This window comes from Pedobacter lusitanus (genome assembly GCF_040026395.1).
Classification (GTDB): domain Bacteria; phylum Bacteroidota; class Bacteroidia; order Sphingobacteriales; family Sphingobacteriaceae; genus Pedobacter; species Pedobacter lusitanus.
Map to the genome: position 1 here is coordinate 5,084,059 of NZ_CP157278.1, position 24,913 is coordinate 5,108,971.

Here is a 24,913-nt window from a genome sequence, read left to right on the forward strand (position 1 = left end):
TTTTTTAGCCTAAATTGGTTGTGTAGCAAAGTAAAATTAAATCCATAATAATCGTAACTTATAGTACTTCACGTAATTTAATCTATAGTTCCCGTAATAATATAAGCCTGCAAATATTATTGAATTAATTTTCCCCTGACCGGATTAATAACCAATAATATTTAAACTAAAACAATTTATACAATGGAATCGAATAATGATTTATTCCTCGATATAGTTGAGTTCAAAGCTAAGTCAGAGTTTGTCTCGGATGAACTTAATGCAATAATGGTTGAACCGACAGAGGGCATGCCAGCAGAATTTATGAAAAATTTACTGAAGTGCAGGATTCTTGAGCAACAGCTGATCGAGTTAACCAGGTTGCTGGATAAACACAACAGATAATAGTCCTTTCTTTTTTTATTACCTTATACTTTCTTCATTTTCATAAATCTGTATCGTATTTTATTAAGAATTAAAACACCTTCTAATGTTACCATAGTAATAACATCTAGGATTGTTATTAACAATTTGATAACTTCAATGGAGATCCGTATTAAACTGAGAGCCACATCTTTGTCGGAATTTTAGAGCTTAAATAAAACGATTTATGAGAAAAAACTACAAATTAATTTTCGTGGTTACCCATTATTTTCAGCAGAAGAATATGCTTTTGCTGTTATTAATGCTGGCCATCTCAGTCTGTACTTATGCACAGCAAAACAAAGTTATTAAAGGAAAAGTAACTGATGAAAGTAATGGCGGCTTGCCTGGTGTTACGGTCAGAGTTAAAGGAACAAAAACAGCCACATCCACAAACCAGGACGGTGTTTTTTCTATCCAGGTAAGCGGGCCGCAAGATATTCTTGTATTTAACATGCTGGGAACAGTAACGCGGGAAATACCTGTTGGCAATAATACGAATTTAACTATTTCACTGGTTACCGATAGCAAACTGCTCAAGGATGTTGTCGTGATCGGTTATGGTACTTCGAGCAAGAAAGATTTAACCGGTGCGGTAACCTCTGTAAATGCCGAAGAATTTAATCAGGGAGTATTAACCAGCCCTGCTCAGTTACTGCAGGGTAAAGTTGCAGGATTAAATGTTACTAAAAGTGGTGATCCTAATGCCAAACCATCCACAATTCTAAGAGGACCGTCTACTTTACGTGAAGGTGCTGCACAAGAACCATTTTATGTAATTGATGGGGTGCCGGGCGCCTCTATTGATCTTCTGGCACCAGCCGATATAGAAAGTATAGATATTTTAAAAGATGCTTCGTCTACTGCGATCTATGGTTCCAGAGCAGCGAATGGGGTAATTATTGTGACCACTAAAAGATCAAAAGGCGGACAGTCCAGACTTTCCTATAGTGGTTACGGAGCGATGGAGAGTGTATCAAAAAAATATGATATGCTTACTGCTCCCGAATTACGTCAGTATCTGAAAGATAATAAACAAACACTGAATCCTATTGATGATGACGGATCTGATACGAACTGGCAAAAACTGCTGGAAAGAACAGGTTATTCTCAAAATCATAATCTTTCTTATGGCGGTTCGGGGCAATCCTCAGAATACGGCGCAAGTGTCAATTATTTTGACAATCAGGGTATTCTGAAAAATACTTCCCTGAAAAGAACTATAGTCAGAGCCTATGTAAATCAGAAGTTTTTCAATGACAGATTGAAGCTGGGATTAACAATTACTAACAGTTCTTCAACCGGAAATGATATTTATCAGACTCAGGCGCTTTCAAATATGCTGTTCTATCTGCCAACTGTAAGTCCTTTCAATGCAAACGGGACTTATAAAGAGAATTATGACAGAACAGGAAGCGGAACCAGAAATCCGCTTTCTATCGTTGATAATAATGCAGTTAAAAATGTAAATAACAAAACTCTGATCAATGGAATGGCGCAGGTTAACATTTTATCGGGTCTGAAATTCACAGCTAGTTTGTCTACACAAAAAGACCAGAATAATGCAAGTTCTTATCTGAACAGTCAGTCAGGATTGGCCAGAGGTGCTAACGGGCAGGCGATCAAAGCAGATGTTTTGAATAAATCAGAAGTGATAGAAGGATATTTTAATTATGATAAAGTATTCGGGAAACACAACCTGAAATTACTTGGAGGATATTCCTGGCAGGAAGACCGGACCAATGATGGTTTTGGCGTAACTACTCAGGGGTTCTCTAATGATAATCTTGGTGCAAACAATATCTTCCTATCTAATCCTGCATTACTTTCACAGGTTACATTTGCTAATTCTCCAATTTCAACTTTAAGATTAATATCTTTTTACGGAAGGGCGCAGTATAATTTTAATGAGAAATATCTGTTTCAGGCATCGCTGAGAAAAGATGGTTCTTCTGCCTTTGGTAGAAATAACCGCTGGGGACTATTCCCTGCAGTATCTGCCGGATGGAGAATTATCGGCGAAGATTTTATGAAGAGCATACCGGCAATCAGTGATTTAAAGTTAAGAGCAGGTTATGGTAAATCTGGTAACAGTTTGGGATTTGATGCCTTTTCTGCCTTATTGGTTTATGGAACACCGGCAACAAGCAGTAAATATCTGAATAATGGGATAATCAGCAATGCCATAGGCCCGGTAAGAAATGAAAACCCTGATTTGAAGTGGGAGAGTACAGCAACAACCAATATCGGATTGGATTTTGGTTTATTTGGCAATAGAATCACCGGATCAGTTGATTATTATATAAAGAAAACATCCGATCTGATCTATTCTGAATATGCTGTTTCTACTACCCAGTTTTTCTTACCTACTATTACTGCAAACGTGGGGAAAATTAAGAATACAGGTATAGAATTGTCTTTAAATGCATTAGTGGTTAAAACAAATGACTTTAGCTGGAATACCTCGCCAAATATTGCGCATAATAAAAACGTGGTGGAGACCTTATCAGATGATTTCTATAAAATCTCGTATATACAAACTGCTCAGTTAGGTGGTAAAGGACAGTCTGGGAACTACAGTCAGATTATCCAGCCGGGAGAATCTTTAGGAACGTTTAAGCTATGGAACTATGCAGGTAAAAATGCAGCAGGAGTAAGTACCTATATCAATGCAGCAGGGCAGACAATTGCCACACAACCTTTAACTTCTGATGCTAAAGTTGCAGGTAACGCGCAGCCAAAATATATTTATGGCTGGAGTAACAGTTTTACCTATAAAAAATGGGATTTCAGTTTCCTTGTGCGTGGGGTGTTGGGTAATAAAATCTTAAACGCTACTGCTGCAGGTCTGAATACACCAGCTGATGCCAAATTGCAGAATATTCCAAGATCTACACTGGGTGAGTCTTTCAATGATGTAAATGCTTATCTGATCTCTGACAGATACCTGGAAAGTGGTTCTTATCTGCGTCTGGATAATGCCACTCTTGGTTATACCATCAAGCCAAAGGTACAAGCCATTAAAGCTATACGTCTTTACCTGACCTCAAACAATTTATTTGTTATTACAAAATATAGCGGACTGGATCCTGAAATTAACATCGGAGGGCTGACACCGGGAATTGATAATAATAATTATTATCCTAAAACCCGTACGTTCAGTTTCGGTATTAACGCATCATTTTAAGCTGTCATTCTAAATTCAAAGAAATGAAACATATATATTTATTAACGGCAGCCTTTGCTGCAATGTTAGCTACCATATCCTGTACTAAACTTGATGTAAAGGTAGAATCGCAATATGTAAAAGATAATTTTCCTACCACCGGAGCTGATTATGCTGCTTTATATGGTACCATGTATTCAAACCTTTCTTCTCAGTTTGGTGTACCTTATTTCAGAATGCAGGAGCTGTCAACCGATGCTGCGATATTACCAGCAAGAGATGGTAATTTTGATGACGGCGGGCAATACAGACAACTGCACTACCATACCTGGACATTTGATCATCCAAATGTGAAGACAATCTGGGAATGGGGATTTGGAGGAATCAACAATTGTAACCGTCTGATTTCTGTGACCAATGCGTCTTCAGTTTCTGATGCGACAAAGGCGACGGGGATAACAGAAATAAAAACAATGCGTGCGCTGTATTATTTTCTGATGATGGATCTTTATGGGAATATACCTATCATTGATAAGTTTCCTGTTGAGGCGGGTTCTTTACCTGGTACAACCAGCAGGGACAAAGTATTTGAGTTTGTTGAAAAGGAGCTGCTGGCTGTTATACCTAATTTACCTCAGAAAACCGGAGCTAATCAAACCTTGTTATACGGTAAGCCAACCCGGGGCATGGCTTTTGCCCTGCTGGCAAAAATGTATCTGAATGCTCAGGTATATACTGGTAAGCCGAGGTATACCGATGCGGTAGCGATGGCCGATAGTGTAATGAAAAATACCACTTATCAGCTGGATGCTAAATATTCCGATATTTTTGACGTAAACAACGGACCTCAGATTACTGAAACAATATTTGCTATTCCTTATGATCAGCAGATTCCGGGTAATCAGATTACCAGATTCGGATTTTATCCTGCTTTAGCTGCTGCATATGGGATTCCGGGGGTAGGGTTCAGTATTTCAATGAGTACCACGCCAGAATATTATAACAGGTTTAATCTCGATAATGATATCCGGAAATCTTTCTGGCTGGTAGGACCTCAGTTTGCGCCTGATGCAAATAGAAAACCTGATCCGAACAAACCTGTTTATATCGCCGGGACTACTACACAAATTGTAATTACACCAGACCTTGTGCTCAAACCAGGTAAACCAATGGATGTAGGAAATCTGGTGACCGATCAGGCCAAGGGTATTCGCTCAGTTAAATACTGGCCGGATGTGAATGCTATACAAGCCACCCGTTTAAACGGTAATGATATGCCATTTTTACGCTTAGCAGATGTGATGCTGATGAAAGCAGAAGCTATTTTACGTGGTGCACAACCGACAGCAGTGAATGGAGAAATGCAAACACCACTTACGCTGATCAATAAAATCCGTGCCAGAGCAGGAGCAACTGCTGCAACCAGTGTCGATTTAGAATCTTTACTGGATGAAAGAGCAAGAGAGCTGAGCTGGGAAGCCTGGAGAAGAAATGACCTGATTCGTTATGGTTTATTTGAAAAGGAATATCCTTTACCAAATGATGTGTTATCAATGAATAAGGATATTACCAGAAGGCTTTATCCGATTCCGGCAACTGAACTTCAGTTAAATTCCAATCTGAGACAAAACCCGGGTTACTAATTATCTGATCAGGCAGCCGGCCTCAAAAGCCAGCTGCCTTTATATTACTAAAATGATAAAAACAGTTTCAGGCGCATTGTTATTATTTGTGTTTCCGTTATTCATATCGACTGATAGTGATGAATTGCCAATTAATAAAATTCAGGTTATAGGATCACATAACAGTTATAAAAAAGCAATAGATCCTCACTTGTTTGAAAAATTCAGGCAGCGTGATTCCATATCTGCCGGTAAAATAGATTATGAGCATATTGGTATAACCGAACAGCTTGATATAGGGCTCAGGAACCTTGAAATTGATGTGTATGCTGATTCCAAAGGTGGAAAATATGCACATCCAAGAGGACTTGACTGGGCAAAAGATCAGGCACCCTATGATTTGGATAAAGAGATGGACCAGCCGGGATTTAAAGTTTTTCATATTCAGGATCTGGATTTCAGAAGTGATTTTCTGACCTTGAAAAGGGGACTGGAGAAGTTAAAGAACTGGTCAGATCATCATCCCGGTCATACACCTGTATTTATTACGCTGGAAGCTAAAGACAGTAAAATGAAAGGCGAAGGTTATAGTGATCCTGAAGTCTTTACCGCAGAAACATTTGATGAGCTGGACAAGGCACTGCTAGATGGATTAGGTAAGCAAAAGCTGATCACACCAGATCAGGTAAGAGGAAAATATAGTACGCTGGAAGCTGCTGTTTTAAAAGATAACTGGCCGTTAGTAAAAAATGCAAAAGAAAAGTTTATTTTTCTTCTGGATCAGAAAGGGGAGAAAATGGAACTTTATATGAAAGGGCATCCTTCACTCGCAGGCAGAGTTTTATTTGTGAATGCTGAAGCTGGCAGACCTGAAGCAGCTATGATGATCATTAATGATGCTAAAGATCCGTTAATTCCTCAATTGGTTAAAAAAGGATATATTATCCGTACCCGGGCTGATGCAGATACTCAGGAAGCCCGCAACAATGATTACTCTAATTTTAATGCAGCATGTGAGTCAGGAGCTCAGATTATCACCACTGATTATTATTTAAAGAGTACACATTTTAAATCTGATTATCTGGTCAGCTTTGAAGGAGGACGGTATTTCAGAATTAATCCGCTTTTTAAATAATAGTAATGTTATTATCTTACAGTGCTTTATCTGTCTGTTAATAATTTGATTACATTGGGTCTTTGGAGCTTTTACAGAAAATTTATTTAATATTGACCAGAATCTTCCTTAAAACACAGGAGCGATTCTGTTTATGATCTCTTATGTAACCCTATCTGATAACGATTTAGTTGCCTATCTGAAGGATGGTGACAAAGCTGCCTTTACCGAAATATATAATCGTTACAAAGGTCTGTTATATATTCATGCCTATAACCGTTTAAGGAATCAGCAGGAAGCGGATGATGTAGTTCATGAGCTGTTTACCTCTTTATGGACTAAAAGAGGGGAGCTGGTTTTAAGAACTCAGCTTTCAGGTTATCTTTATCAGGCAATCAAAAATCGTATTATTGATATCTATTCTCATAAAAAAGTTGAATCAACTTATATAGTTTCACTCCAGCAATTTATAAATCAAAGTGAGGCAGTTACAGATCATCTGGTCAGAGAAAATGAACTGACTGCGCTGATTGAAAAAGAGATTGGCGCGCTGACTCCGAAAATGAGAGTGGTATTTGAATTAAGCAGAAAAGCCAATCTTTCTCATAAACAGATTGCTGCAAAACTGGAACTGTCTGAAATGACGGTGAAAAAACATGTTAATAATGCACTCAAAATTCTGAGAAGTAAACTGGGATTGCTTACCTGTCTGCTGTATATCGGCCACCACTAAATTATTTTATTTTCTTTTACGCCCGGTAGCTGAGTTAACCGTCTATAGAGGTAACAAGCAGATAAAGCCAATGGATGCAAAAGAATTACTGGAGAAGTATAAATCGGGAAATTGTACAGATGCAGAAAAGGCAATTGTAGAAACATGGTATCTGAAATTTGAACTGGAAAGACCAGGAGATTTGTCTGATACCGAGTTAAATGATGCAACTGACCGTATCTGGAACAAATTACCGGTTCATGAAGAAAACCCGGTAAAACGACGCAAACTATGGTCATATGCAGGAATCGCTGCTGCAATTCTGTTTGTAGTCTCTGCAGGTACTTATTACCTGAAACCCTTTTCATTTAACAGCCATCCGGCTTTGCTGAAGCAGACTGCTAAAACTGAATTTCCACAAATTCTGCCCGGTGGAAATAAAGCTACTTTAACACTGGCTAATGGCAGGAAAATTACTTTAGATGAAGCGGGTAATGGCCGGCTGGCAGAACAGGCCGGTATGATTATCACGAAAACCAAAGACGGTCAGCTGGTATACACTGTTTCTGACCGTGGGAATCTGATTAACGGACAGACAGAGACGAATGTGATTTCCACGCCTAAAGGCGGACAATATCAGATCAACCTGCCTGATGGAACAAAAGTATGGTTGAATGCTGCTTCATCTTTACGTTTTCCTGTTGTATTTACGGGAGCAGAGCGCAAAGTAAGTTTAACAGGAGAAGCCTATTTTGAAGTAGCTAAAGCATATCCGGCAAAACCTTTCAAGGTAGCTGCGGCCCTGCAGACGGTAGAGGTATTGGGCACTCATTTTAATATCAGTTCTTACAGCGATGAACCTGCGGTAAAAACCACTTTACTGGAAGGTTCAGTTAAAGTCACTGTAAAAACAACTTCGAATCCGGATGTTTTATTAAAACCAGGACAACAATCTTCATTGGTGGGGAATCAACTGCATGTGAATCTGGCTAATACGGAAGAGGCTGTTGCCTGGAAAAACGGAATGTTCAGGTTTAAAGATGCTGACTTGCTAACTGTAATGAGATCTGTTGCCAGATGGTATGACGTAGAAGTAAGTTACGAAGGAAGCCTTCCCGCAAGACAGTTTTCGGGAGAAATTCATCGCAATATTAACCTTTCAGAAGTACTGGATATCCTGAGCTTTTTTAAAGTGCATTTCAGGGTTGAAGGAAAGAAGATCACTGTAACCAGTTAACCTGCCCAACAAAAAAACTAAACCTACCAGATAATAACCTAACCAATTAACCCAAAAACTAATCAAGATTATGAAAAGAAAACTACAAGAGTATTGACAGTCCGGGGTAACCGGGTAAAATACCGCAGAAGTGTTGGAGCACAACTGCGGAATATCTGAGTTAGCCCTTTCCCGGCATAGATCCGGGATCAAACAATTTCGAAACTATTTACTGTTCTAACCCAAACACACCAAAAGTATGAATTATTATGCTATTAGCAGAGCTATGTCCAAAACATGGCTTCCCCCTAAACTGTTGCTTACTATGAAATTGACCACCATCTTGTTGTTTCTGGCCCTTGTACAGGTCAGCGCAAAGGGATATAGCCAGATAAGTATCAAAGAGAAAAATGTGCCTCTGGAAAGGATTCTGGAGGCTATCAAAAAACAAAGTGGTTATGTGTTTTTCTATGATACTCGTGATATAAGTGGAATCAGAATGTCCATTGATGTTAAAACCGTGTCCATAGAAACTGTATTGAATGAATGCACAAAAGTATTGCCCTTAACTTTTAAGCTGGTTGGAAATAATGTACTGCTCAGGAAAAAAGAGCTGTCTTTAAGTATTAGCGGAGATTATTATAAGCTAACGACACTTAAGGGGAAAGTCCTTGATGAAAAAGGAATGCCGCTGCCTGGAGTCAGTATTATCCTGAGCGGTGATGATTTTAAGCAGAGTACACAGACTACCGGAAATGGTGAATATATCTTTAATGTTCCTAAAGCTGGTAAATATGTACTGACAGCGAGTTTTATAGGTTATGAAAAATATTCCGTGGCCGTTGACCTCAAAAAAGAAGATGTAGTTAAAAATATTACGTTAACACCATCAAATGAAGATCTAAATGAAGTCATGGTTGTTGCTTATGGAACACAGACTAAATCCTCTTTTACCGGATCGGCCAAAACTTTAAAATCTGATTTAATCAATGGGAGCCCCAGAACAAGTATCCAGGAGTCCTTACAGGGAAATGTTCCCGGACTGATTTCTTCAAACGGATCGGGACAACCCGGTGCTGTACCTAATGTCAGAATTCGCGGTATCGGATCTGTAAATGCAGGTAGCGGACCTCTTTGCGTCGTAGATGGAATTCCATTGGAATCAGGTCTGATCAATAGTCTGAATAGTTTTGATGTAGAATCAATAACGGTTTTAAAAGATGCCTCCGCGGCTTCAATTTACGGATCAAGAGCAGCAAACGGAGTAATCCTGATTAACACTAAAAGCGGAGTTGCCGGTAAAACAGTGATCAATGCTTCAGTACAGTTCGGAGCTAATACAGTAACGACAATTAAAGGTAATAAGGCCTTAAATACGCAGGAAATGCTCGAACTTTTAAAAGAAGGCTGGGTGAATAAAGGAAATGATCCTGCACTTTTTGATAAAGCACTCGTTGATAACGCTGTTGACCCTAATGTCAATACGGACTGGTTTGATTTACTTACCCGTACAGGAACCTATAATCAATATGATCTTTCTGCAAGTGGCGGGACAGAGAAGACTAAGTTTTATGTTTCCGGTAGCCATTACGTAGCAAAAGCACCTCTTTTAGGAAGTGAGTTTTCAAGGAGTACTGCTAATTTAAAGCTAAGCAATCAGACTACAGAAAACCTTTCTTTCAGCGGTGGAATTCAGCTTAACTATCGTAAAAATCAAACTCAGGCTGATGCCGGTTCATTTGGAAATCCTGTCCGGATGTATTCAATTTATCAACCCTGGTTAAGGGCATATAATGAGGACGGTACTTACGATTTTAGTTATTTCAACAGATATAATCCCGTAGCACAGGTCAAAGAAAGCTATAGCAGAAGTAATTCTTATGGAATGCTGGGTAATTTTCTGGTTAAGTATCAATTGTTGCCTTCTTTATCAATTGAAAATCAATCTAATATCAGTTTTGTTTATGAAGAATTTACAGATTATAACAAATCAGGAGTAGGTACTTCACGTACCGATGGAGGCAGAGCGACCTCTTCTACTGGTCGCTCTTCAAACTGGGTAAATACAACCATTCTCCGTTTCAACAAAACACTGGGCGATTTTGGTCTTAAAACCTATGCCGGTTATGAAGCTCAAAAGGTAAATGAAGTTGGCAATAATGTAATCAAACGTAATTTCTTACCGAATACCTATACACTTGATAATGCATCAATCTTAGTAAGCGGAGGATCTAACGCGACTGCGAACGCACTGAATTCTGCCTTCTTTAATGCTTCCTTTGATTATAAATCAAAATACTATTTAAGTGCTTCAGTTCGCCGTGATGGATCTTCAAGATTCGGATCTGATAACAGATATGGAAATTTCTGGTCAGTTGGTGGTTCCTGGAATATCAGTCGTGAACATTTTATGGAAGGACAAAATGTGATTTCTGATCTTCGTTTGCGTAGCAGTTATGGTGTCAATGGAAATCAGGATATCGGTAACTTTGCTTCAAGAGCACTTTACAGAAGTGCTGATTATGATAATGCCCCCGGGCTGGAGTTTTCCAACTATGGCAATAATCGCCTGACCTGGGAGAAAAATAAACCATTTAACATTGGACTTGACTTTGGGTTGCTTAAAAACAGGCTTACAGGAACGATTGAGTATTATACCCGTGCTACCTCAGACTTATTATTGAGCAGACCTATTTCAGCAACAAATGGTTTGACAAGCTATACCGATAATATTGGTGCAATGAAAAACAGCGGTCTTGAATTTGAGGTGAACAGTACCAATTTTCAAGCTGAAAATAATGGCTTTGGCTGGACTACCAGCTTTAACATTTCTACGATGAAAAACAGGATAACTGCATTAAACAGCCCTATTGTTTCTGGTGGATATAACCGTTATGTGGGGGGGGATTTTTACCAGTTATATATGGTTGGTTATGCAGGTGTGGATCCTCAGAATGGAGAAGCGTTGTGGTATACAGATGAAACTAAAACGAAAACTACAAATAATTACGGTTCCGCAACCCAGTTTAATCAGGGAAGTGCATTGCCCAAATTCTTTGGAGGATTAACCAATACCTTCACTTATAAAGGTTTCTCTTTAAGTTTCCAGTTATACTTTAATTATGGGAACAAGATTTATGATAACTATGGAGCTACGGGAGCCTCAGATGGTTCAGGAGGCTTTACGCCAACGACCAGGATGACAAGATATACTTATGACCACAGATGGCGTAATCCGGGTGATATTACTGATCAGCCTAAAATTGTATTTACAGGAACTCAGTCAGGACCATCCAGTCAGGGATCTTCCCGTTTTCTTTATAACGGTGATTATATCCGTCTGCGTGATGTGTCTCTGGGTTATCAGTTGCCTTCAAAATGGATTAAGCAGTTGAATCTGACCAGTGCTAAAATCTACTTCAGAGCGAATAATCTTTTCACCTATATCAAAGACAAGCGTATCAGTTTCGACCCTGAGGTAGGGATCGACGGTCTTGCAGATAAAAATGTTCCTATTTATAAAACCGCTCTACTGGGGCTTGATCTTAAATTTTAATCATTCAAGGATGAAAACTATAAAACACTTCTATAAAATATGGCCAATAATGCTATTGGCACTATCTTTTTGTTCCTGTAAAAAGGATTTTCTGGAAATTAATCCCGAACAGCAAACAGCAGTAAATATGGTAGTAATCGACCTGCCAAGTACAAAAGCTGCGGTAATGGGGACCTATGGGATTTTACAAAGCGCAGCTTATTACGGACGCAGTCTGGTGATACTGCCTGATGTGATGGCAGATAATATGTACATCAGCCGGAGAAACTCAAACAGGTATACCAGCTATGATCAATATATCACTATCGCCAATGACGGTACGGCTGCAGGTACATGGAATGCGCTGTATAAAACCATTGTGAATGCCAATATTATAATTAGCAAAGGCGAACAGCTTAATCTGGCCGAAACCGAGACTGCAGAGCTCAAACACCTGATAGGCGAGGCTTATACCCTAAGGGCACTGGCGCATTTTGATTTATTGCGTTTATATGCTGCGCCTTATAATGCATCGGCCGATGCCGGTCATATCGGCGTCCCGGTAATTATCAAAAGCGGAACGAGCAAGGAAGACGTGATTTCTCCCAAACGGAACACTGTAAAAGAAGGATATACCCAGATTGTAAGTGATCTGCAAAAAGCAATTACTTTAATGCCCGCAGCAGCACCTGTAGGTTTTAGTACTTCTAACAGGGCGCATATTGCACATTATGCAGCAAAAGCTTTACTTTCCAGAATCTACTTATACATGGGTGACTGGGCAAATGCGGAAACTATGGCTACAGATGTAATTGGCAGTAACAGATACACCTTACTGACCAATGCCAATTATGCGGCCGGTTCAACTAATTTCAGAACCCAGAATAACAGTGAAGCAATTTTTGAGGTGCAATTTACCCTGACAGATAACCTGGCACAGGATGCACTATCCAGCTTTTTACTTCAGGGAGCAAGTTATGGTGATGGTCTGGCAACTGACGACCTGTATAATATATATAGCAGTACAGACGTGCGCAGAAGCTTTATGGCTAAGGGGAAAAGAAGCGGTAGTGGTGGCGAAGATCCTGCTTTCGTGATCACCAAATACAATAACATTTCAACCTATGAAGAAGGAGTTAAAGTAATCCGTTTATCAGAAGTTTATTTAATCAGGGCTGAAGCCAGGGCAAAACAAGGTAAAGATGCATTGGCGGCGGCCGATCTGGATGTGGTAGCTAAACGTGCTGATACTGCAAAACCAACCACTACACAAACCGGAGCAGCATTACAAAGTCTTATTCTGCTTGAAAACCGTAAAGAATTTGCTTTTGAAGGACATCGTCTGTTTGATCTTACCCGTAATAAACAAGGTTTTACCAAGTATCGTACCGGTGGTATTGTGATACCAGTAGAGCAAGGTTCACTGCAGACTGTTTTGCCAATTCCTCTGGCGGAAATGAACTCAAATCCAAATATGGAACAAAATCAAGGTTATAAATAATTAATAGGATGAATTTATTAGCGATAGTTTTGCCATTGATGATCAATAGTATGGGGTTACAACCTGATACCACTGGTCAGAAAAATCTGAATGACGGACCTTATGTCCTTTATCAAAAAGATAAAATTGAAGTTCGGAGTATTGTTCTTGAAAATGGTGCCCGGAAGGCTGTGGTGCAAACATTTCCGGCCCGGAAGAAAAGCTCAGTTCCGGTTAAACTACAGTTCTCCAATCATCCGGACTGGAATTTCTCTGTGAAATTACAGCCTGTTCTTGAAAATGAACCGGCAGAATTCAGGCAGCCTGACCGGATTTTTGCACTTTCTGATATAGAAGGGGAGTTTGAAGCTTTCAGGGCATTACTAATCGCTAATAAAGTAATCGATAAGCACTATAACTGGATTTTTGGAAAAGGACACGTAGTGATTTGCGGTGACTTATTTGACCGGGGGAAAGAAGTCCCGGCAACAATCTGGCTGCTATATAAACTTGAACAGGATGCCAAAGCTAAAGGTGGTTATCTTCATACTATTTTGGGCAATCATGACATTATGAATTTGAGTGGTGATCTGCGTTATGTAGTACCTGAATACTTTGAAAATGCAAGACTTATGGGGCTGGATTATAAAGCGCTTTATGCCCAAAATACAGAACTGGGCCGCTGGCTGAGAAGTAAAAACCTGATAGAAAAGATTGGTGATAATCTTTGTCTGCATGCCGGAGTAGCACCTGTAATTAACACTTTGAATATGAATGTGTCCGAACTGAATAGTAAATGCCGCCCGTATTATGATAAGGCAAAACAGGTTAAACAGCTCACTGATAGTGTGGTCAGGAAACTATTTGACGGAACCCGTTCTTCATTGTTCTGGTACAGAGGTTATTTTATTGAACCAAAGGCTACAGAGGCAGAAGTGGACCAGACTTTATCTTTGTATAAAGTAAAAAGAATAATAGTTGGACATACTATTACTCAAACCAATGTAGGTGCTTATTACAATGGTAAGGTATTGGGAATCGATGTTGATCAGCATAATGGTAAACATGAAGGTGCTCTTTACGAAAACGGGACCTGGTATAAAACAGGTTTAACAGAAAGCAGGGAAGTGCTGATTAAAAAATAAGGAAAATAATTATTGATAATAGCGGCTCTGCGATCAGAAGAACCGCTATTTTATTTTTGCCCGTTTAAAGTGATCAGTGATACTTTGATATCAAATGAGCTGTAAACATTTTCATTCTTTCCTAAAGTTGAAAGATAACTGTTCAGGCGGTCTGCCGGATTAATGTCTTTCAGATAATACCAGGCGGGCTGATCTATTTCATCGCCGATATCAGTCAGGAAGCGATTATTATAAATCAGCCATATCCTTTTCTTTCCTTTAAAGGCACTGAAGTCTTTTTGCAGATGTGCGATATAGTCCGGATAACTTACCGAAGCTTTACGGTAATCTTTTCCTTCCAGTGCTTTGAAAGTATAAGGATAAGTATTGCTGTAAAAACGATAACCCGGTAAATCATTCCAGTAAACGTAAACCAGGTCACCTTGCTGAAACCGGTCATTTATATAAGCTAGTGCTTCTTTCTGGAAAGATCTTTTGTGCATAATAAATTCATCAGGATGTATCATAAACCATATGGAATTATAAATGGGGGCAGCTATCAAAAGTATCACCAGAAGTAGCTTTACCAGTGAACTTTGAAAAAGGCCGGCTAGTTGCTCTGTACCTCTGGCAATAAAAAGAATCAGTACAGGACAGATGAAAACCCAGAATCTTTCATTTAACGGATAGAGCTTCAATCCTGAGGCCAGGAAAACCAGCAGAAATGGAAACAATAAAACCAGTCTGTGTTTCTTTTCCCTTATAAATAACCAGATTCCATAAAATAATGTGGCAAATGGTAACCAGGGGGTATTCAGCAGAACCTTAAACCAGACAGAATTTCCGGTATAAAGTTTCCAGGTCAGGCCCAGCGGATATTCTATTAAATGATATAAAGCAGCCGGATACCATCTGAGGTCTGCTGCATTGACCGGAGGCAGCGGCATAAAATAATGGTAAAAATCAAACCACAGTATGACCCATCCGGATTCTGCATGTTTATGTGTAAATAACAAATAGTTGACTGCAAAAGCTATCAGCCATAAAGAAAAAGGCATGAGTTGCCTGAAGAACATCTTCCAGTCTTTCTTGTATAAACTTCTGTAACTTATTCCTGCAGCCATTCCTGCTAAAATGAAAACCGAAGAATAAGAGAACCATAAAATTATTGCTCCCCACAGACCCCAGAGAAGTAATGAGGCTATGGCCTGTTTTTCATGATAACGGATATAAGTATAAAGGATCAGGATAGTGGCAAACAGTTCGGTTGAATATTGTTTGATCTCCACAGCATGAAAAACCAGGGGAGGAGAGAGTGCTAATATGGCAATTCCGGTTATTGCACCAATGGGCCGGAGAAAATATCGTAAAACGGGAATAAATAGAAAAAGTGATCCTATGCCACATAAAAGAGGAAATAGACGGAGAACCATCTCGTTTTTCCCTAAAAGACTGACGAACGTTTTTACAGTCCATAAGAATCCAATGGGTGCCTTTTGCTGATAATCAAGTGTCTGCGTAATGAGCTCCGTATAGTTCATTTTAATCAGACTAGTGGCCAGATAAATTTCATCCATCCACAGGGTGTGGTTATAAAAAAAATGGAAAAGACGTAGTAAAATGCCGGATACGATAAAAATACCAAACCAAATATTTGGGTTTTTAAGAACACTGGAATGGTTTTTACACATATGGCTGATATTCAGTAATTCGAAACTTTTTAATTAATATAAATAATACATAAATTTAAACAATATTTAAGCAAATAAATTGGATGTGATTGACTGGGCAAATTTAAAAGTTCTGATTCTTGATGTAGACGGCACATTGTACAATCAGGCAGGATTAAGAACAAAAATGTTATTTGCTTTGCTAAAGTACTATTTGGTCAGACCATTGCAAATTAAAGATCTCCTGATCCTGTATGTCTTTCGTTCTGAACGTGAAAAAAGAGCAGGATATTGCGGTAATAATCTGGAACATGAGCAGTATCAGTGGTGTGCTTCCAAAACGGGGGATTCGACAGACCGGATTAAACAGGTCATTTCCAAATGGATGTTCAAATTTCCAAATCCTTACTTATATGAATACCGGTATAAAGAAATATATCCTTTTCTGCATGAATTGAAGGCCCGTAAAATCAAAGTAGCTGTTTACTCAGATTACCCTGCCGCTGATAAATTAAAAGCGTTAAATATAGAACCTGATCTGGTAATTGCATCTACCGACAGGCAGATCAATTGTCTGAAGCCGAAAGCAACGGCATTGTTTCATATCATGCAGGTTTTTGGTGTTCGTTCGGAACAGTGTTTGTATATAGGTGACAGGAAGGAATTGGATGGAGTATGTGCTGCCCAGGCAAAAATACACTACCTCAATATAGATACACATCAAGCTGGTAGTTTATATACTGAACTGGCAGATAGTTTAAAAAACGCTAATTAGATTGCTAAATGACGCTTAAAAAAACGGCAGGTCTGAAAAATTATATTGCCCTGGCCAGACCCGACAGCTGGGTGAAAAATATCTTTATGGTACCGGGAATGCTCTTCGCATTATCTGTATTTAAAACGCCGTTAACCAGTCACCTTTTCTTTAAAATTATTATTGGGATCATCAGTACCTGTTTCATTGCATCAGCAAATTATGTGATCAATGAGTACCTGGATGCAGATTTTGATAAGTTTCACCCGTTAAAGAAGAACAGATCTTCAGTTGTTTACACCGTAAATCCCAGACTGGTCTGTCTGGAATATGCTTTTCTGGCAATTGCCGGTTTGTCGCTTGCCTATCTCATCTCTTATAAGTTTATCATCTTATCTGCGTTGCTGTTATTCATGGGGGTGATTTATAATGTCAGACCCTTCAGAAGTAAGGAAAGAGTATTTCTGGACGTACTTTCTGAATCTGTGAATAACCCTATCCGCTTTGGTCTGGGATGGTTTATATTTTCTCCGGCTTTAGGTGCGCCCAGCAGTAAATGGGATTTTGACTGGATTAATACTTTTCCGCCAACGAGTATTATTGTGGCCTACTGGATGGGAGGAGCGTTTTTAATGGCAACTAAACGCTTTGCAGAATACAGATTAATTGGAAATCCTGAAACAGCTGGTCTGTACCGCAGATCTTTTAAGTTTTATACAGAGAACAGTTTGCTTGTATCCATGTTCTTTTATGCGATTACCTGTGCTTTTTTTATGGGGATTTTTCTCATCAAAGATAGGATAGAATTACTCGTTAGTTTTCCCTTTTTTGCTTTACTGTTTTCCTGGTATCTGAGAATTGGATTATTAAATGATTCTCCTGTACAGGGGACAGAGAAACTGCATACCCGCAAGTGGTTTATGTTGTATCTATTTTTGTTTACCGCTTTACTCTGCATTCTGATGTTTGTTGATATCCCATGGTTGTACTGGTTCCTTAAAAATGCCTCTAATTATTAGTTTCCTCTCTTTTTACTGCTCATGAAATATGACTATTACGATTTAATTGTAGCCGGTACCGGGTTTGCTTCAACCTTTTTCCTGAAAAAATATCTGGAAAAAAATAAGGGCGTAAAAAGGATTCTGGTGTTGGAACGTGGACAGTTGTTTCCACATACAGAAAGACTTAAAATAAAGAAAGGAGAGCACTCTGATTTTTTAGCTGATGAAAATTCCTGGGAAGAAAAAATCATCAATAAAAACAAAGAAAAGAGATGGCCTTTTTCTACAGACTTTGGGGGAAGTTCTAATTGCTGGTGGGGTTGTACGCCAAGGTTTATGCCCGCAGATTTTAAAATGAAGACCCTGTTTGGAATAGAAAACGACTGGCCGGTCACCTATGAACAGCTTGATCCGTATTATTACGAAGCAGAAGAATTAATGGCTGTATCAGGTCCGGAAGGCACACCATTTCCAAGAACAGGAAAATATCCGCTTCCTCCGCATAACTTTACAGCAGTCGATAAAATACTCCATGAAAAATACGGTAAGCTGTATATCAGCCAGCCTACCGGCAGGGCCAGCCGTGCTGTTAAAGGAAGAAATGCCTGTATGGCGCATTCATCCTGTGATGTATGTGCCGTAAACGCCAAATTCACTATTGAGAATTCAAATATTGGCGTATATGAGGATCCGCAGGTAGAACTTGTCTATGGCGCACAGGTTTACAGTCTGGAAACTGTAGGAAATGTGGTAAAGAAAGTAAATTATGTAAAGGATGGTAAAGATTTCCAGATCTCGGGAGAGGTCATTGTGCTGGGAACAAACCCGATGTTTAATTCCAATATTCTGTTAAATTCAGGAGACCGGAATCCGCTTACCGGTAAAGGATTTGGAGAACAGATGGGAATGCAGGTGCTGATTTACCTGGACAACCTGAAAAATACCGGAGGCAGTACCTGGGTCAATGCCAATGGTTATATGTTATATGATGGCGATCACCGGAAAGACTTTGCAGCCTGTCTGATTGAAGTGAATAACGCACCTTACAATATCAGACTGGAAAGAGGGAAATGGTTAAATATGGCTTCTTTCAGAATGATTTTTGAAGATCTGCCGCTTTTGACAAACTATATCACTACTTCGGCAGATAAGCTGGTTCCGGAAGTCCATTTTAACGGCAGATCAGATTATGCCATTAAAGGCATGGAAAACATGAAAAAAGTACTGCCTGGAATTTTATCCTGTCTGCCTGTAGAGAAGCTTAAATATCTTGATCCCTTTCCAAATGAGGGGCATATTATAGGCGGAACGAGAATGGGCCTGAGTGCAGCAGATAGTGTGGTAGATAAAAATATGATCCATCATCAGTACAGAAATGTCTTTGTATTAGGTAGCGGCGCTTTTACCACTTTTAGCGCGTCAAATCCTACTTTAACTTTAGCCGCTATGTCTTTATACTCAGCAGATCATTCATTTTAATTATGAAAAGGAGACAATTCATCACTATGGCTGGTATTGGTACAGGATTACTGATCCTTCCGCCAGCCTTATATTTATCTTCCCCGTCAGTCAGGAAATATGCCGGAAAGCTAATCAGAGAAGAACTGGATTATCTGAAACTCGATTCTGCCGGTGTTGATCAGTATGTAAATGACTATTTCAATGCTTCGTCCAACAATATCATAACCAATCTCAGGTGGAAAACCTTTTATTATCTGGGTTTCAATAAGGACAGATCAAACCAGATATTTGAGCTGATTAAATTCTATTTGTTATCAACAGATTTTTTTATTCATCAGATGGACGAAAGCAAAACCGTAAATTATCTGGGTTTATACAGCCCGTATAAAAGTCCGGTTCCGAATCCATATTCGTTTGTGTTATATCCTTCGGTCTGATCTCTTTTTACTCCATTCTGGTGATAAATGCAATCAGGCTACTCAAATCCTGGTTAAGAGAACGAATCGTAGACTGGAGCTGGTTAATCATCGTTGCTCTGGTGTGCAGATCGTCAGAACGATAATATCCTCCGTTGCCGAACAGTAAAGCTTCCTGTGTCTGATCAATATGCTCATCAAACTCAAACTGGAGCCATCTGTTTTTTATACTTTGGGAAAGCGTTACATCACCTTTATTACTGAAACTTTTTTCATGCAGCATTTCCCATACAAATTCCGGGTAATCTGTATTTGTTTTTGGTTCAGTCCATATGGTACGCAACAGATTATGATCATGATAAAACTCCAGTTGTTTTCCTTTAGGGTTGATAGTCAGAGCACCTAAACCTGCCCCTAACAGGCCTCCACCCACACCTACGGCAGTTTGTACACTGTTTTTAGAAATAGCTGCGGTTGCAACCGTGGTCAATGCACCTATAATTACAGATCCAACAGTTAATTTTGTGTTTCTTTTGCTGTTAATCCCATCCAGATAAGCAGCGGCCATATCGGCTCTTTCTCCTTCACAATCCAGTTCTGCAGCGACAGCCTGTAACTGAGTCTGGGCAAGTAATAATCTGCTGGTTATTTTTTGTTTCAGCAGTACCTGTCTGGATATAGCTTCCGGCGAATGATCATGATTTATGGTATAAAGATCATTTACATAACTGCTTATACCCAGAATCCGGCAGAGCAGCTGGTCATGTGCAGAAATATTAGTTTTGGAGAGGTCAGTTCTGACTGAATCCTTCCATGATATTTCATTTTGAAGATAAGGAACGCCAGGCGCACAGTAATTATACTTAAATCCCAGAAGTTTGGAATTGGATGCTGTTTTTTTGGGGGTACTGCAGGAGGAGATAACTGCGGTCAATAGTAAAACTGAGCAAATTTTCGATAGGTTTTTCATGGATGGGTAGTCAGGTAGATGTGGCTTTTCTGGCAGAATTGATTGAATATAAATATAAAGGTTAGAAAAGCTCAGGGATAGATCTGTTATTTTTCAATGTTTCTTTAAATGAAATCCATCATTCTTATTGAAAATAGTCTTAACTGTTTAGTTATAAACAAACAAAGTTTCAGATTTTGTGTAGAATAATTCTAAATAAATTTTGAAAAGCCGTTGTCAGGTGGTTTATTTGCGCAAAATTTATAATCAATCTAAATAAATATATGATAAGACTTATACTTGCTCCTTTATTTGTACTCCTTACGTTGAACGTTTGTGCACAAACAACTGGTACTATTAAAGGGAAAATTTCGACCTCCGATGGTCATCCGGCAGCTTATGTTTCTGTTGGTCTGAAAAATAAAAATCTGGGAAGTACCAGTAACGAAGAAGGATACTATACTATTAAAATGGTTAAACCAGGTCAGTATACCTTAAAAGTTTCTGCTGTGGGTAGTAAATCTGTTGAAAAACAGATTAAAGTACAGGCCGGTGAAGAACTGAATGTTGACTTTATTATTGTTCAAAGTTCAGATGAGCTGAAAGAGATCAATATCAGGAGTAATGCAAGAAATAAATTCGCAACGAAGAAAAGCGAATATGTATCAAAGATGTCTCTGACCAATCTGGAAAATCCGCAGGTTTATACAACAGTTTCCAAAGAACTCATGGGCGATCAGCTGGTCTTTTCTGTAGACGATGCAACCAGGAATGTACCCGGACTGCAAAAAATGTGGGAAGCAACTTCAAGAGCAGGAGATGGTGGCGGTTATTACAGTTCCCGTGGATTTATAGTGCAGAGCAAGATGAGAAATGGTGTTGCCGGTAACATAAGCACAAGAATTGATGCCGCTAACCTGGAGCGTCTGGAAGTGATTAAGGGCCCCTCTGCAACTCTATTTGGCAGTACGCTGACTTCTTATGGTGGCTTAATCAACAGAGTGACTAAAAAGCCTTATGAAGGTACAGGAGGTGAGGTAACCTACAGCAGAGGAAGTTATGATTTTGAGCGGGTAGCGGTAGATTTTAATGCACCAGTTTCGAAATCTGATCAGATTTATATGCGTGTAAATGCTGCCTATAATTACGAAGGCAGCTTCCAGGACAGTGGATTTGATAAAAGTTTTTTTCTTGCACCGAGTTTATCTTATAAAGTAAATGACCGGTTAGATCTGAATTTTGACGCGGAAATTTCTTCCGGACGAAATGTACCTAAACAGATTATCTTCTTTTATTTCCCGGCTTCGCAACTGGGATATGACAGAGCAGATCAGGTTGGTCTGGACTATAGAAAATCATATATGAGCAATGACTTGTTACAAGTCTATAACAATGCAAATATCTTTGCTCAGGCAACCTATAAGATTAGCAAAAAATGGACTTCGCAAACCAATATTACTCATACTTACAGCTATTCTAATGGCCGGAGCCCATATTTCTTTTTGGCCCCTGATAACATAGCTGTACCTGGATTACCGGCCTCTCCAAAGGCAAATTATTTATCCAGAGCTGATCAGTCTACTGAAAATGGTAAGGCAAAAGTTACTGAAATTCAGCAGAACTTTAACGGCGAGTTTAATATTGGACAGGTTAAAAACAAGATCGTTGTTGGATTAGATTATATGCATAGCAATTCTAACATATTGTTCTATTCTACCAATAAGATTGATGTGATCAACTTCAGAGGGTCAATGCCGAATTATAACAACTTTAACGCAGCTAGCGTGGCGGCGTATTATGCGTTGAACAGAACAAATCCGGATAGTGTTTCAAACTTTCTTTCTAAGTCAATAAATAATATATACAGTGCCTATGTATCGGATGCAATAGGTTTGACAGATCGTTTAACTGCCCTAGCTGCTTTAAGAGTAGATCGTTTTGAAAATATCAATAATGAGGCTGGTGCAGCTACAGGTAATAATCCTGCTTATAAACAGACTGCATTTTCACCAAAATTTGGTTTGGTATTCCAACCGGTAAAAGACCAGGTTTCAATTTTTGGAAATTATCAGAACAGTTTTACCAATCAGCAGGGAACAGACGTTAAAGGAAATACATTTAAGCCGGAACAAGCTAATCAATTGGAAGGCGGGGTTAAACTGGATGTTTTTAAAGGAAAGTTGAGTGGTACAATTTCTTATTATTATATCAAAGTAAAAGATGTTTTAAGGACAGACCCTACAAATCCTAATTTTAGAATCCAGGACGGAGGTAAAATCAGTAAAGGTATAGAGTTTGAACTTAATGCCAATCCTTTCCAGGGGTTCAATATCCTGACGGGATTTGGTTACAATGAAAACCATTTTGTAAATGCAAGTGAAGATGTTGAAGGTCGTCGTGATGGTTCTTCTATGTCTCCTTATTCTGCCAATCTGTGGTTAAGTTATAAATTACCTTCGGGTTATTTAAAAGGACTGGGTGTCGGCTTTGGAGGTAATTATGCAAGTGACAACAAAATTGTTAACACCACCACAAGTGTTTTTACCTTACCAAAATATACGGTTTTAAATGCCAGTGTTTTCTATGATCATCCAAAATTCCGTATTGGTGCCAAAGTAGACAACCTGACCAATAAAGAATACTGGATTGGTTATACCACTATGAATGCGCAGAAACTACGCAGTTTTGTAGGTAGTATCTCTTATAAATTCTAAATCAGATTTCTCCGCAGCAGCATTCTTGCTGCTTATCAGAAAAGGGGTATTCTGTTTAAAGAATACCCCTTTTCTTTTTTGCTGTTTTGAAATTCAATGGACATTGTTAAACAATATTGAATTAACATTGAGTTGACAGTATAACCTTTTTTTTGTGAAAACATTCTTATGAAAAAAACGATACTATCTTCTTTCCTTATGCTTACGGTCTCTTTGTATTCCTGTAAAAAAAATAATGGCGAAACAGTTACCGGGAATTTAACCTATCCGGATATGGCAGAAGCTGCTGATCCTGCTGTACTCTTCACTGCTTCAAATGGAGTTAAAGTCTATAACGGAGGTTTTGGTTCTGCTGTAGCAGCCGATCCGAATGATCCTGCTGTTTTCTATATGTTAACCGATCGCGGTCCGAATGCTGATGGACCAGCTGAAAATATTAAGATTTTTGGTAAGCCTGATTTTACCCCTCAGATAGGTAAATTCCGGTTAAAAGATGGAAAACTGGTATTGGAACAAACCATTCTGTTAAAAAATGCAGCTGGTGTAAATTTAAATGGTTTACCAAATCTGCCGGGTGCCGGTTCCAGTGAAGAAACGGCAATTGATCTTAACGGCACTGTTCTGGCTCCTGGTCCGGATGGACTGGACTCTGAAGGTTTAGTCCGCGCTGCTGATGGCAGTTTCTGGGTGAGTGACGAGTATGGGCCACATCTGGTTCATTTTGATCCGGCAGGAAAAACCATTGAAAGAATAAATCCCTTTGGTGATGGTACGGGCGGTCGTAAAATTCCTGCTGTATTTGCGAGACGAAAACCTAACCGCGGAATGGAAGGACTAACTATCACACCAGATGGAAAAACGCTGGTTGGCATCATGCAGTCTCCAATGTTCAATCCGTCTAAAGCAGAAGTAAAAGGTTCTGTTGTATTACGTATACTGACTTTTGAAATTGCTACAGGTGCAACTAAACAATATGTTTATTTAATGGATAATGCTTCACTGACGGGTGTTAGTGAGATCCTGGCAGTAAACAGTACTACTTTTTTAACACTGGAGAGAGATGGTGATTATGGTGGTGCACCAACCAGTCCTGCTACCTTTAAGAAGGTATTTAAGATTGATCTTTCTAATGCTACAGATATTTCTGATGCAGCTAATGGTGCAACAGGGAAGTTATTTGGTGGTAAAACTCCGGAACAATTAAAGGATCTGGCTGGTATCCAGGGTGCAGGTATTGTACCGGTGAGCAAAACCGAGGTCCTGGATCTTTTAAAGAATTTACCAACTGTTTATCCGCATGATAAAGCAGAAGGAATGGCTTTAGTGAACGGAAATACCCTGGTGATCTCCAATGATGATGATTTTGGTGTAATTCCAGGAGCAAATGGTTCATTTGCGGCAAAAATTCTGCCTTCTATCAATCAGGTTGACCGCAACAGGTTATATTTTGTGAAAATAAAACTGTAATTATCATATTTTTTTTGTTGAAAACAGGCTAAAAAAAAGCTCTTGCCAGATCGGTGAGGGCTTTTTTTAATACACAGATTATCTGGTAAATAGCTTGTGTTTTTCTCCGG

Annotated in this window: 17 protein-coding genes; 15 read left to right on the forward strand and 2 right to left on the reverse strand. The window is 39.1% G+C overall.

Annotated elements, in window-relative coordinates; genetic code table 11:
* Positions 1 to 183: 183 nt before the first annotated feature.
* From PL_RS21840 to PL_RS21880, 9 genes are all read left to right on the forward strand, one after another.
* Complete coding sequence (locus PL_RS21840; protein ID WP_041887291.1) at positions 184 to 384, forward strand: hypothetical protein; 201 nt, start codon at positions 184 to 186, stop codon at positions 382 to 384.
* Positions 385 to 589: 205 nt separating this feature from the next.
* Positions 590 to 3,589: a SusC/RagA family TonB-linked outer membrane protein gene (locus PL_RS21845; RefSeq protein ID WP_082036110.1), complete on the forward strand. Its 3,000-nt coding sequence runs from the start codon at positions 590 to 592 to the stop codon at positions 3,587 to 3,589.
* A 23-nt stretch (positions 3,590 to 3,612) separates the two neighbouring features.
* The gene (locus PL_RS21850) at positions 3,613 to 5,211 is read left to right on the forward strand and encodes a RagB/SusD family nutrient uptake outer membrane protein (protein ID WP_041887290.1); all 1,599 of its coding nucleotides are present in this window, start codon (positions 3,613 to 3,615) and stop codon (positions 5,209 to 5,211) included.
* A gap of 52 nt (positions 5,212 to 5,263) precedes the next feature.
* Positions 5,264 to 6,325 (forward strand): phosphatidylinositol-specific phospholipase C1-like protein, encoded by a 1,062-nt coding sequence (locus PL_RS21855; protein WP_052496661.1) that lies wholly within the window; start codon positions 5,264 to 5,266, stop codon positions 6,323 to 6,325.
* 133 nt (positions 6,326 to 6,458) lie between these two features.
* Entirely contained in the window at positions 6,459 to 7,037 is a 579-nt protein-coding gene (locus PL_RS21860; protein WP_041887289.1) for an RNA polymerase sigma factor, read from the forward strand.
* A gap of 70 nt (positions 7,038 to 7,107) precedes the next feature.
* Positions 7,108 to 8,253, forward strand: a complete 1,146-nt coding sequence (locus PL_RS21865; RefSeq protein WP_041887288.1) for a FecR family protein — start codon at positions 7,108 to 7,110, stop codon at positions 8,251 to 8,253.
* A gap of 304 nt (positions 8,254 to 8,557) precedes the next feature.
* The gene (locus PL_RS21870) at positions 8,558 to 11,788 is read left to right on the forward strand and encodes a SusC/RagA family TonB-linked outer membrane protein (protein WP_160292175.1); all 3,231 of its coding nucleotides are present in this window, start codon (positions 8,558 to 8,560) and stop codon (positions 11,786 to 11,788) included.
* Positions 11,789 to 11,798: 10 nt separating this feature from the next.
* Positions 11,799 to 13,268, forward strand: coding sequence for a RagB/SusD family nutrient uptake outer membrane protein (locus PL_RS21875; protein WP_041887293.1), 1,470 nt, complete (start codon positions 11,799 to 11,801; stop codon positions 13,266 to 13,268).
* A gap of 8 nt (positions 13,269 to 13,276) precedes the next feature.
* Complete coding sequence (locus PL_RS21880; RefSeq protein WP_152620413.1) at positions 13,277 to 14,392, forward strand: metallophosphoesterase; 1,116 nt, start codon at positions 13,277 to 13,279, stop codon at positions 14,390 to 14,392.
* Between the two features lie 50 nt (positions 14,393 to 14,442).
* On the opposite strand, the gene PL_RS21885 is transcribed toward PL_RS21880, so the two are convergent.
* Complete coding sequence (locus PL_RS21885) at positions 14,443 to 15,948, reverse strand: ArnT family glycosyltransferase (protein WP_348620377.1); 1,506 nt, start codon at positions 15,946 to 15,948, stop codon at positions 14,443 to 14,445.
* 199 nt (positions 15,949 to 16,147) lie between these two features.
* Here PL_RS21885 and PL_RS21890 point away from each other — a divergent pair, with 199 nt between their 5' ends.
* Genes PL_RS21890 through PL_RS21905 form a run of 4 tightly spaced genes read left to right on the forward strand, consistent with a single transcriptional unit; the run spans position 16,148 to position 19,694 of the window.
* Positions 16,148 to 16,816, forward strand: a complete 669-nt coding sequence (locus tag PL_RS21890) for an HAD family hydrolase (protein WP_160292140.1) — start codon at positions 16,148 to 16,150, stop codon at positions 16,814 to 16,816.
* Positions 16,817 to 16,824: 8 nt separating this feature from the next.
* On the forward strand, positions 16,825 to 17,814 hold the full coding sequence (locus PL_RS21895) for a UbiA family prenyltransferase (protein WP_041884550.1): 990 nt from the start codon (positions 16,825 to 16,827) through the stop codon (positions 17,812 to 17,814).
* A gap of 21 nt (positions 17,815 to 17,835) precedes the next feature.
* The gene (locus PL_RS21900) at positions 17,836 to 19,275 is read left to right on the forward strand and encodes a GMC oxidoreductase (protein ID WP_041884549.1); all 1,440 of its coding nucleotides are present in this window, start codon (positions 17,836 to 17,838) and stop codon (positions 19,273 to 19,275) included.
* Between the two features lie 2 nt (positions 19,276 to 19,277).
* Positions 19,278 to 19,694: a hypothetical protein gene (locus PL_RS21905; RefSeq protein ID WP_041884547.1), complete on the forward strand. Its 417-nt coding sequence runs from the start codon at positions 19,278 to 19,280 to the stop codon at positions 19,692 to 19,694.
* A gap of 7 nt (positions 19,695 to 19,701) precedes the next feature.
* Here the strand turns inward: PL_RS21905 and PL_RS21910 are convergent, their stop codons facing one another.
* Positions 19,702 to 20,643: a hypothetical protein gene (locus PL_RS21910; protein ID WP_041884545.1), complete on the reverse strand. Its 942-nt coding sequence runs from the start codon at positions 20,641 to 20,643 to the stop codon at positions 19,702 to 19,704.
* 263 nt (positions 20,644 to 20,906) lie between these two features.
* Between PL_RS21910 and PL_RS21915 the strand changes: the two genes are divergently transcribed.
* Together PL_RS21915 and PL_RS21920 are read left to right on the forward strand one after the other, a co-directional pair.
* Positions 20,907 to 23,336: a TonB-dependent receptor gene (locus PL_RS21915; protein WP_041884543.1), complete on the forward strand. Its 2,430-nt coding sequence runs from the start codon at positions 20,907 to 20,909 to the stop codon at positions 23,334 to 23,336.
* A gap of 168 nt (positions 23,337 to 23,504) precedes the next feature.
* Positions 23,505 to 24,803, forward strand: coding sequence for an esterase-like activity of phytase family protein (locus PL_RS21920; RefSeq protein WP_041884541.1), 1,299 nt, complete (start codon positions 23,505 to 23,507; stop codon positions 24,801 to 24,803).
* Positions 24,804 to 24,913: the final 110 nt, after the last annotated feature.

Bases quoted from the DNA above. Each gene is read 5' to 3' on its own strand.
- PL_RS21840 (WP_041887291.1), top strand. From the start codon at position 184: ATGGAATCGAATAATGATTTATTCCTCGATATAGTTGAGTTCAAAGCT.
- PL_RS21845 (WP_082036110.1), top strand. From the start codon at position 590: ATGAGAAAAAACTACAAATTAATTTTCGTGGTTACCCATTATTTTCAG.
- PL_RS21850 (WP_041887290.1), top strand. From the start codon at position 3,613: ATGAAACATATATATTTATTAACGGCAGCCTTTGCTGCAATGTTAGCT.
- PL_RS21855 (WP_052496661.1), top strand. From the start codon at position 5,264: ATGATAAAAACAGTTTCAGGCGCATTGTTATTATTTGTGTTTCCGTTA.
- PL_RS21860 (WP_041887289.1), top strand. From the start codon at position 6,459: ATGATCTCTTATGTAACCCTATCTGATAACGATTTAGTTGCCTATCTG.
- PL_RS21865 (WP_041887288.1), top strand. From the start codon at position 7,108: ATGGATGCAAAAGAATTACTGGAGAAGTATAAATCGGGAAATTGTACA.
- PL_RS21870 (WP_160292175.1), top strand. From the start codon at position 8,558: ATGAAATTGACCACCATCTTGTTGTTTCTGGCCCTTGTACAGGTCAGC.
- PL_RS21875 (WP_041887293.1), top strand. From the start codon at position 11,799: ATGAAAACTATAAAACACTTCTATAAAATATGGCCAATAATGCTATTG.
- PL_RS21880 (WP_152620413.1), top strand. From the start codon at position 13,277: ATGAATTTATTAGCGATAGTTTTGCCATTGATGATCAATAGTATGGGG.
- PL_RS21885 (WP_348620377.1), bottom strand. From the start codon at position 15,948: ATGGATGAAATTTATCTGGCCACTAGTCTGATTAAAATGAACTATACG.
- PL_RS21895 (WP_041884550.1), top strand. From the start codon at position 16,825: ATGACGCTTAAAAAAACGGCAGGTCTGAAAAATTATATTGCCCTGGCC.
- PL_RS21900 (WP_041884549.1), top strand. From the start codon at position 17,836: ATGAAATATGACTATTACGATTTAATTGTAGCCGGTACCGGGTTTGCT.
- PL_RS21905 (WP_041884547.1), top strand. From the start codon at position 19,278: ATGAAAAGGAGACAATTCATCACTATGGCTGGTATTGGTACAGGATTA.
- PL_RS21910 (WP_041884545.1), bottom strand. From the start codon at position 20,643: ATGAAAAACCTATCGAAAATTTGCTCAGTTTTACTATTGACCGCAGTT.
- PL_RS21915 (WP_041884543.1), top strand. From the start codon at position 20,907: ATGATAAGACTTATACTTGCTCCTTTATTTGTACTCCTTACGTTGAAC.
- PL_RS21920 (WP_041884541.1), top strand. From the start codon at position 23,505: ATGAAAAAAACGATACTATCTTCTTTCCTTATGCTTACGGTCTCTTTG.